This window comes from Streptomyces sp. ADI95-17, assembly GCF_003846175.1.
Classification (GTDB): domain Bacteria; phylum Actinomycetota; class Actinomycetes; order Streptomycetales; family Streptomycetaceae; genus Streptomyces; species Streptomyces sanglieri.
This window is the reverse complement of the sequence record NZ_ML123051.1, coordinates 337,660-347,692: the sequence shown is the minus strand read 5'-3', so window position 1 is coordinate 347,692 and position 10,033 is coordinate 337,660. Positions and strand designations below refer to the sequence as shown.

Genomic DNA, 10,033 nt, shown 5'->3' with positions numbered 1-10,033 from the left:
GAGGATGCGGGCGCCGGGCGCGTCGCCCTGCCGGGTCACCTCTCCGACGACCAGCGGGGTGCCACCGCTCGCGGAGATGCCGTCGACGATGCCGCCGACCTCTGCCATGGGGTGGCCGCCGTTGTCACGAACCCAGCGCATCACCGCCGTCGCCGCTCCCTTGCGCAAAGACAGGTTCTCCTGGGGGTCGTTGAGGTCGACACCGCTCATCCTGCTCTGCGCGGTGAAGGGTACGAACCGTGCCTGGGCCAGTTCTCCTTCACTGCGGCCGCGCAGCGCGTACTGCCGCTTGGCGAGGACGACGATCGAGCGGCCCTCGGGTGTCTCGTCGGCGATCGACGACAGCTGGGAGGCGTCCGCGAGTTCCTCGGTGCTCACCCCGTTCACCGGCAGGAACTCGGCGGCCTGGCGGTTGCCGAGGGTGATGGTGCCGGTCTTGTCGAGCAGAAGGTGTTGACATCGCCCGCGGCCTCCACCGCACGCCCGGACATCGCCAGCACGTTGCGCTGCACGAGCCGGTCCATGCCCGCGATCCCGATCGCCGAGAGCAGCGCCCCGATCGTTGTGGGGATTAGGGCCACCACGAGGGAGACAAGGACGACGATGGTCTGCTCCGCCCCGGCGAAGACGGCGAAGGGCTGCAGGGTCGCCACCGCGATCAGGAAGATGATCGTGAGGGATGCCAGCAGGATGTTGAGCGCGATCTCGTTCGGCGTCTTCTGCCGGGCGGCCCCCTCCACGAGTGCGATCATCCGGTCGATGAAGGTCTCCCCCGGCTTGGAAGTGATCTTCACGACGATCCGGTCCGAGAGCACTTTGGTACCGCCCGTGACGGCCGACCGGTCGCCGCCGGACTCACGGATCACCGGCGCCGACTCGCCCGTGATGGCTGATTCGTCGACGCTCGCGATGCCTTCGACCACATCTCCGTCGCCGGGGATGACCTGCCCGGCCTCGACGACGACGTGATCGCCCAGCTGGAGAGCGACGCCCGGAACCTCGTGCTCCGTGGCGTCGGTCGCACCCGGCTGCCAGCCGGTGAGACGACGGGCCATCGTCGTCGTCCTGGCCCGGCGGAGCGTCTCCGCCTGGGCCTTTCCGCGCCCCTCGGCCACTGCTTCGGCAAGGTTGGCGAAGGCGGATGTCAGCCAGAGCCACCCCGTGATCACCCAGGCGAAGACACTGGGTGTCCTGATGGCGGACAGCGTGGTCAGCGCCGCCCCGACCTCCACCACGAACATGACGGGGTTGTGGACCATCACTCGCGGATCCAGCTTGCGCAGGGCGTCGGGGAAGGACGTCAGAAGCTGCCTGGGATCGAGCAGTCCGCCCGAGACCCGGTGCTGTTGACGCCCGGCCCCCGGCGGGGTGGGAGCGGGAGTGGCGGTCGTGGTCATCAGTGCAGGCCCTCCGCAAGGGGTCCGAGCGCGAGCGCGGGAAAGTAGGTCAGACCGACAACGATGAGGATCACTGCGGTCAGCAGCCCGACGAACTGCGGCCGGTGAGTGGGCAGGGTGCCCGCGGTGACCGGAACGGGTTGTTGCTCCGCGAGCGAGCCGGCGAGCGCCAGGACGAACACCATCGGCAGGAACCGGCCGACGAGCATGACCACACCCAGCGTGGTGTTGTACCAGACAGTGTTCGCGCTCAGCCCTGCGAACGCCGAGCCGTTGTTGTTCGCGGCCGACGCGAAGGCGTACAGGACCTCGGAGAAGCCGTGCGGACCGGAATTGAGCATGGCCGCCCTCTCTCCCGGGAGCGCCATCGCCAGCCCCGCGCCCACCAGTGCGACCACGGGCGTGGTCAGGATGTAGAGCGAGGCGAACTTCATCTCCCGGCCGCGGAGCTTCTTGCCCAGGTACTCGGGGGTCCGGCCGACCATCAGTCCGGCGACGAAGACCGCGACGATCGCCAGGACCAGGATCCCGTAGAGCCCGGATCCGGCGCCGCCGGGCGCGATCTCCCCCAGCATCATGTTGAAGATCGTCATTGCGCCGCCGCCCGGCGTGTACGAGTCGTGGGAGGAGTTGACCGCTCCGCACGACGTGAGGGTGGTCGACACGGCGAACAGGGCCGAGGCCCAGATCCCGAACCGCGTCTCCTTGCCCTCCATCATTCCGCCGGCCGCGTGACCGGCGGTGCTGCTGACGCTGTGCAACTCGTTGGCTGTGACGACCGCGACCGACGCGCCCCAGGTCAAGGCCATCACGGCGACGACGGCGTATCCCTGACGGTTGTCACCGACCATCGTCCCGAAGGTCCGCGGGAGCGAGAACGCGATGACCAGCATGAGATAGATCTCGATCAGGTTGGTGAAGGCGTTGGGGTTCTCGAAGGGGTGCGCGGAGTTCGCGTTGTAGAAACCACCACCGTTGGTGCCCAGTTCCTTGATGGACTCCTGGGAGGCGACGGGGCCTCCGGTCAGGCCCTGGTGCCCGCCCGCGATGGTGGTGATGTCGTGGATTCCGTGGAAGTTCTGAACGGCACCGGCAGCCACCAGAACGATCGCGAAGACGAAGGCCAGCGGCAGCAGAAGGCGAAGCACAACGCGTGTCAGGTCCACCCAGAAATTCCCGACGCGATCGGTCTTCTTCCGGTTGAAGCCCCGGATCAGTGCGGCGACGACGGCGATACCCACGGCGGCGGAGACGAAGTTCTGTACCGTGAGGCCCGCCATCTGGACCAGGTGCCCCATCGTCGACTCACCGGAATACGACTGCCAGTTGGTATTGGTGACGAAGGATGCCGCAGTGTTGAAAGATTGATCCGTGGAAACCGGCTTCATTCCCAGGGACAGCAGGAGATGGTTCTGCAGGCGCAGAAACGCGTACAGGAACAGCACCGATACGGCGGAGAAGGCAAGGATGCTCCGCAGGTAGACCGGCCACTTCTGGTCGGCGTCGCCATTCACTCCGCCTGCCCGGTAGATCAAGCGCTCAACCCGCCAATGGTGATCAGCGGTCAGGACACGGGCCATGTAGCCGCCCAGCGGGCGAAACGAGAGACCTAGCGCGACCACCAGGGCAAGTACCTGGAGCCAGCCCGCGAGGGTGTCGTTCATCCGGGATTTCTCCTAGAACTTCTCGGGGAAGATCAGGCAGATGACCAGGTAGATCACGAGGCACGCGGCAACGGCCAGGCCGACGATGTTTTCCACGCTCACAGGCGTCCGACCCCCTTGGCGGCCAGACCGATGAGGGCGAACACCACTGCCGTGAGGCCGATGTGCGCGATGTCCGACATGCGCGAAGCACCCCGCAGAGTCATGAGGGACGGGACTTTCGGGCCCTCCCGGCCGGCATATGGAGTCGATCCGGAAAAGAGGGCGACCCATCTCTGACGCTATATCAGTTGATGTCTGAATTGCTCTGCAGCCCTGTGCGCTGATGGGATGACGGTGCAAGGCGTGGATTCACTCGTTGCGGCCGGATGTCGCGGTGCGGCCGGGCGCGGAAGTCGGAAGAGTGAGCGTCACCGAGAATCCGGGGCTCTCGACGGCCGTCTCCAGGGTCCCGTCCATGGCCTCGGCCAAGTCGCGCGACAGCCGTACAGCCAGACTGTCGGCCCTGGAACCCGGGGCCCGAAAGGCCTCGGGGCTCGCTTCCGGGCCCCGGTCGCGCGTGCCGTCCTCCACTCGAATCCTCACTCGTCCGACATGGACCTCGGCGGTGAAGACAGGGGGCCGGTCCGACGGGCTGTGACGCAATGCATCGGCCCCCAGTGCGGTCAGAGCACGGGTGAGGAGAGCGGCGTCGGCGATCACGTCGGGCAGCTGTTCCGGCAGGCGCAGAATGATCGAGTGGCCGCCGGGCCCGAGGTCGTCCAAGGCGGCGCCCAGCATCTCGTTGAGGTCGACCGGGCGGAGGTAGAGATCGAGTGCCCCGGCGTGCAGACGACTCACATCGTCGAGATCAGTGACCAACTGCGCCGCACGGTGCACCGCCGCGCGGGCAACGTCCAACAACTGCGTCTCGTCCGGGACGGTCTCGCCGGAGTGTCGACTCCCCAGGCGCACGAGCGCTTCTTCGGCGGTGTGCAGCGGAGCACGCAGATCGCGTCCTGCCGCGAGAAGCAGGGACGCCCGGGTACGTTCGGCGTCGGCGAAGACGTCCGTGCCATCGGGACACCCGGCGATCCGTCCTCGGGCATGTGCCAGCCCCAGTTCAGCGGCGCATGCGGCGAGGACGCGTCGGTCCTCCGTACTCAGTCCTGAGCCGCGCACGGCCAGCGTGAGGTTGTCGTCGACGGGGCTTTCCACATCCGCCTCATAGGGTTTTTCCGGCGGCCGCTCCCCGGCGCTGGCGACCACATACCAACGGGGCACGGGAGATGCTTCCGGATCCCTTTCGAGCAGGCTGATCGCACCGATACCGAAGTTCTCCCGGATCTGCTCCACCAGTGCCGTCAGATCCTGGCCACGCATCATGGCGGCGGCCAGGCGGCTCAGCGCCCTCGCCTCGGATGTCGCGCGTACGGCCTGGTGCGTGCGCTGGGCAGCCGTTCCCGCCGCCGTACCGACGAGAGCGGCCGTGGCGATGAACACCACGAGCGCGGTAATCGCGTCAGGGCGCTCGATGGCCAGCGAGTGCACTGGTGCGACGAAGTAGTAGTCGGCGAGCAGCGCTGCGGCAATGGCGGCGAGCAGCGCGGGGTAGAGCCCTCCGACCAAGGCGACCACGACGACGACGAGCAGGTAGATCACCAGGTCACTGGAGAGGTCGAGGTGGCCGCGCACCGCGGTCAGCAGGAGCGTCAGTACAGGCAGCAGCACCACGGCGCCGGCCAGCGCAGTCCAGTACCGTCGTGGGCCCGTGCCACGGCTCGGATGCGGAAGCCTCAGCACAGCAGACCCTGCTGCTTCCCTGTGGGTGACGATGTGCACGTCGATGGGGCCGGACCCCTTGATCGTCCGCTCTCCTACACCTGCTCTCAGGAGGGAGGCGAGGCGACCGTGCCGACTCGCGCCCAGCACGATCTGGGTGACGTTCTCCGCCTCGGCGAACTGAAGCAGGGCATCGACAACATCCTCGCCCGTGGTCTGGTGGTAGCTGCCGCCGAGCGACTCCAGAAGGGTGCGCTGGGCGTCCAGTACTGCCGGTTCGACGTCGACGAGTCCGTCCTCCAAAACCACGTGGAGGGCCAGCAACTCGGTTCCAGGGGTACGAGCACTGATCCGCGCGGCACGGCGGATCAGCGTCTCGCCCTCCGGCCCACCGCTCAGGGACACCAGGATGCGCTCCCGGGTCTCCCAGGGAGCGACGATGCCGTGTTCCGCGCGGTAGCGCTGCAGCCCTTCCTCCACCCGGTCGGCCAGCCACAGCAAGGCGATTTCGCGCAGGGCGGTGAGGTTGCCGACCCGGAAGTAGTGAGTGAGGGCGGACTCGATGCGGTCCGGGGCGTAGATGTCGCCATGAACCATGCGGCGGCGGAGCACCTCCGGTGGCAGGTCGACCAGTTCGATCTGGTCGGCCCGGCGAGCCACCTCGTCGGGCAGGGTCTCCCGCTGCGTGACGCCCGTGATCTGCCGTACCACGTCGTTGAGGGATTCCAGGTGCTGGACATTGAGCGTGGTGACGACATCGATGCCGGCGTCCAGGAGTTCCTCCACGTCCTGCCACCGCTTGGCGTTGCAGGCCCCCGGAACGTTGGAGTGGGCGAGCTCGTCGACCAGTGCGACCTGGGGACGGCGGGCCAGCACCGCGTCGAGATCCATCTCGGTGAAGAGTGCGCCGCGGTGGCTCAGCGTACGGCGGGCCGTCGTCTCCAGGCCGTCGGCCATGGCCGCGGTCGGCCGGCGCCCGTGCGGCTCGACGAAGCCGACGATCACATCCACGCCCCGTGCGCGCAGCCGCTGCCCCTCGGCGAGCATGGCGTACGTCTTCCCGACCCCGGGGGCGGCCCCGAGGTAGATCCGCAACCGTCCACGTGCCACCGGCGGGCTCCTGCCCAGGTCACCCCCCTATGTCGTGTTCGCGCCCTTCCATGGTGCGCCCGTCGAAGCCGTTCCACTCGACGGCACCGAACGCAGTGTGTGGGCGCGGACACGTTTCCGCCCGGTACGGGAAGCCCTCGGCTGCGGATCATTCCGTGCGTACGCTGATGCAGCCGTCTCCTCGATGGCCTGCACCGTTCGCTTCGCCGCACGTCAGGAGCACAACGATGGCCGCCCCCGCCCACGAGCCCCCGGGTCGCCTGCGCGCGTGGATGCTGGAAGGCCTGTCCGACATCGCCGGACACCAGCAGGGGCCGCATGCCGGCCCCGAGCCCGCGGACAAGGGGCAGCAGTGGTGGCGGGTGATGTGTCTGACCGGCGTCGACTACTTCTCCACGCTGGGCTACCAGCCGGGCATCGCCGCCCTGGCGGCCGGGCTCCTCTCCCCCGTGGCCACCATCGTGCTCGTGATCGTCACACTGGCGGGCGCACTGCCGGTCTACCGACGGGTGGCCGAGGAGAGCCCGCACGGCGAGGGCTCCATCGCGATGCTGGAGCGGCTGCTCTCGTTCTGGAAGGGCAAGCTCTTCGTCCTGACACTGCTCGGCTTCGCTGCCACCGACTTCCTGATCACCATCACACTGTCGGCGGCGGACGCCTCAACTCACCTGGTGGAGAACCCGCACCTGAACGATGCGCTGCACAACAAGCAGATGCTCATCACACTGTTGCTGGTCGCGCTGCTCGGGGCGGTGTTCCTCAAGGGCTTCCTGGAGGCCATCGGCGTCGCCGTCGTCCTGGTCGGAATCTACCTGGCCTTGAACGTTGTCGTCGTGGTGTCGGGCCTGTGGCACGTCACCACAGCCACGCACGTGGTCACCGACTGGACGACTGCCCTGACCACCGAGCACGGCAACGTCGCCGCCATGGTGGGCGTCGCGCTGCTGGTCTTCCCGAAGCTGGCCCTCGGCCTGTCCGGCTTCGAGACCGGAGTCGCGGTCATGCCTCATGTCTCGGGCGACCCCGGCGACACCGAGGAGAAGCCCACCGGCCGAATCCGCGACACGAAGAAGCTGCTGACCACCGCTGCGGTGATCATGAGCGTGTTCCTGATCGCCACCAGTTTCATCACCACCGTGCTCATCCCGGAGAAGGAGTTCGAGTCGGGCGGCCGGGCGAATGGCCGGGCACTCGCGTATCTGGCGCACGAGTACCTCGGAAACATCTTCGGCACGGTCTACGACGTCTCCACGATCGCCATCCTGTGGTTCGCCGGCGCCTCCGCCATGGCCGGCCTGCTCAACCTGATGCCCCGCTACCTGCCCCGGTACGGCATGGCGCCGCACTGGGCGCGCGCCGTGCGCCCGATGGTGATCGTGTTCATCCTGGTGGCGTTCCTGGTTACATGGATCTTCGATGCCGACGTCGACGCGCAGGGCGGCGCCTACGCCACCGGTGTCCTCGTCCTGATCAGCTCCGCCGCCATCGCCGTCACGATCGCCGCGCGCAAGGCCGGCCAGCACAACTGGACCATCGCCTTCGCCGTCATCTCGGCGATCTTCCTTTACACCACCGTGGTGAACGTCATCGAGCGCCCCGACGGCGTGAAGATCGGTGCCTGCTTCATCGCCGGGATCATCCTCGTCTCCCTGCTTTCTCGGCTCGCGCGCGCCTTCGAGCTGCGGGTGACCAGCGTGACCATGGACGGCGTGGCGGAGCGCTTCGTACGGGACGCCGCCAGCCGCAGGATCCGGTTCATCGCCAATGAGCCCGACAACCGCGACGTCGCCGAGTACCGCAACAAGATCGAACAGATCCGTCGCGACAACGACGTCCCGGTCCAGGAGGACTTCGTCTTCGTCGAGGTCACCGTCCTCGACCCCTCGGAGTTCGAAGCGGGCCTGAACGTACGCGGCGAAGTCCTGCACGGCCGCTACCGCGTCCTGACCCTGGAAAGCTCCTCCGTCCCCAACGCCCTGGCCGCCCTGCTCCTGCACGTCCGCGACCTCACCGGCCACAACCCGCACATCTATTTCGAGTGGACCGAAGGCAACCCCTTCACCAACTTCCTGCGCTTCTTCCTCTTCGGCCAGGGCGAAGTCGCCCCCGTCACCCGCGAGGTCCTCCGCGAAGCCGAACCCGACCGGGCCCGCCGCCCCCGCGTCCACGTCGGATGAACCGGCCTCGCACCAGGACCCAGGCCAACGCCTCCGTCTCCCCACTCACCTCGCCCTCACAACCGGATCAGCCCAGCAGTGCGCTCAGAGAACCCTCGGTGGTGTGCTGTTCGCGGCGCATCGTGCCCCGGGCCAGATGTACCAGCTCCTGTGGCGTGAGGCCGGCGAGCGTGCGGTGAAAATGCGCGATGAGGTCGTTCGCGGCCCCGGTCAGAGCTGCGTCGTCGTTGGGCCGGGCGGGCAGTCCGTCGCCGTCCAACAGGAGTGCCTCAAGAACGGCGTACAAGTGAGCGGAGCCGGCCTCGCGGACCGTGAACGAGAGGTGAGCGGACGCGCTCCCCCCGGCGGCTTCGGCCACATGCGCGAACCCCCGCGGCACGTAAAGGACTTCGCCCTGCCGCAGAACCACGTCGAGCAGCGGATCCCCCGGGTCGCCGTCCACACGCTCGGGCTGCCAGTTCCCGTCGGGCGGTCCCGCATACACACGCCACCGCTTCGCGCCGTGCATCTGCACGGCCAGCACGTCGGCGTCGTCGCGGTGCACAGGCCGGCCCTGCGTCCCCGGTGGGGTGAGGAAGAAGAACGCCTCCACCTGACGTCGAAAACACTCCGCGAGCCCATCCGCCAGTTCCCGCACGCCTGCGTGCCACTGGTCGACGTACCGCAGAAGGAGCGTGGCTCCCTCCTCACCGATCAGTCGGCGCACCGCCCCGGCATCCACGTAGCGGTTGTCGATCCCGCCCAGGACGACACGGGGGGAACAGTAACGCTCCTCCGGTACCGGACCCTCCTCGTGCACGAGCGTCGCGTACGGGGTGGTGAGGAGACCTGCGTCCAGGATCCTGTCCAGCTCGGCGACCGTCAGCATCTCCGTCAGGGGTGTGCGGGGGTGCAGTACGGCGGGTGTGCGGCGCCACAGGGTGCGATGAAATTCCTGCTCGTCGCCCACATATCGTGCAAGCGGACCCATCGTTGCCTCTCCATGTTCCATGCCGTCGGCCTGATCAGACGGTCTGACGGTTGCTGTACGCGCGCGGTCGTGCCCGGCCGATGACATCATCCGGAGTGACCGCGTCGAGCCGTGCGCCGAGATGGTCCAGGAGTTCGGCCGCGGTGCGCAGCAGGGCGTCATCGTCCAGCGGACGGCCCGGCAGAGTCAGGCCGTCGACGATCCCCGCCAGCAGAGCGGCGCGCAGATGCTCAGCGCCGGCTTCTCTCACCACCACTGTCAGATGAGCCGACGAGGCGTCGCCCACGGCAGTGGCGGTGTGCGCGAAACCTCTCGGCACATACAGCACTTCACCGGCCTCAAGGACCGTATCCAGCAGCGGCGCCCCCGGATTCTCCTCGCGGACCGGCGCCCAGTCACCGTCGGGCGGACCCGCGTACACCTGCCAGTGCTTGGCACCGCTGAGCTGGATCGCCAGCAGGTCTCCGTCGTCCCGGTGGACCGGACCCCGGCGGCCGGGACGACTCAGGAAGAAGAACGCCTCGACGAGCCGGCCGAGCCGCTCTGCGACGCCCCTGGTGAGTTCACGCACCGGGGGATGCCACTGGTCGACGTAACGGAACTGCAGGGTCGCCCGTTCCTCATCGATCAGTCGTCGGACCGCCGCCGCGTCGACGTACCCCTGGACCGGGTTCCCGGTGATGACGCGCATCGGACAGAAACGCTCGTCTGCGATGCTCCCCTGCGCAGTGTACAGGCCGATATACGGAACGCGCAGCAGTCCCGCGCCGAGGAGTGCGTCCACGTCGGAGAGTGTCAGCACCTCCAACGGCGGGTTCTGCGGCCGCAGAAGCAGCGGTTCCTTCCGCCAGTACGTACCCAGGAGCTGCTCCACGTCCGGTACGCACCGTTCCAGCCAGTCCATTGTTCCGTCCCTCTCCGAGCGGACCCGCCGGTGTGAGCACCGGCGGGTCC

General features: G+C 67.9%; 6 protein-coding genes and 1 pseudogene. 1 reads left to right on the top strand and 6 read right to left on the bottom strand.

Annotation, left to right across the window (positions count from 1 at the left end):
• From kdpB to EES42_RS36345, 4 genes and pseudogenes are all read right to left on the bottom strand, one after another.
• Positions 1-1,397 (bottom strand): annotated as a pseudogene (gene kdpB, locus EES42_RS36360) (potassium-transporting ATPase subunit KdpB); the annotation flags it as partial.
• Positions 1,397-3,061, bottom strand: coding sequence for a potassium-transporting ATPase subunit KdpA (kdpA, locus tag EES42_RS36355; RefSeq protein ID WP_124722470.1), 1,665 nt, complete (start codon positions 3,059-3,061; stop codon positions 1,397-1,399). The gene kdpA and the pseudogene kdpB, both read right to left, overlap by 1 nt.
• Positions 3,062-3,073: 12 nt before the next feature.
• A complete protein-coding gene (gene kdpF / locus EES42_RS36350) occupies positions 3,074-3,163 on the bottom strand; it encodes a K(+)-transporting ATPase subunit F (protein WP_124722469.1) in 90 nt (29 codons plus the stop codon).
• Between the two features lie 249 nt (positions 3,164-3,412).
• The gene (locus EES42_RS36345) at positions 3,413-5,932 is read right to left on the bottom strand and encodes a DUF4118 domain-containing protein (protein WP_124722468.1); all 2,520 of its coding nucleotides are present in this window, start codon (positions 5,930-5,932) and stop codon (positions 3,413-3,415) included.
• Between the two features lie 227 nt (positions 5,933-6,159).
• Between EES42_RS36345 and EES42_RS36340 the strand changes: the two genes are divergently transcribed.
• Positions 6,160-8,109 carry an APC family permease gene (locus tag EES42_RS36340; protein ID WP_124722467.1) on the top strand — a complete coding sequence of 650 codons (1,950 nt, stop codon included), beginning with the start codon at positions 6,160-6,162 and terminating at the stop codon, positions 8,107-8,109.
• A gap of 67 nt (positions 8,110-8,176) precedes the next feature.
• On the opposite strand, the gene EES42_RS36335 is transcribed toward EES42_RS36340, so the two are convergent.
• Both EES42_RS36335 and EES42_RS36330 read right to left on the bottom strand, forming a co-directional pair.
• Positions 8,177-9,079, bottom strand: coding sequence for a JmjC domain-containing protein (locus EES42_RS36335; RefSeq protein WP_164495456.1), 903 nt, complete (start codon positions 9,077-9,079; stop codon positions 8,177-8,179).
• Positions 9,080-9,113: 34 nt separating this feature from the next.
• Complete coding sequence (locus EES42_RS36330) at positions 9,114-9,983, bottom strand: JmjC domain-containing protein (RefSeq protein WP_124722465.1); 870 nt, start codon at positions 9,981-9,983, stop codon at positions 9,114-9,116.
• Between the last annotated feature and the right edge of the window lie 50 nt (positions 9,984-10,033).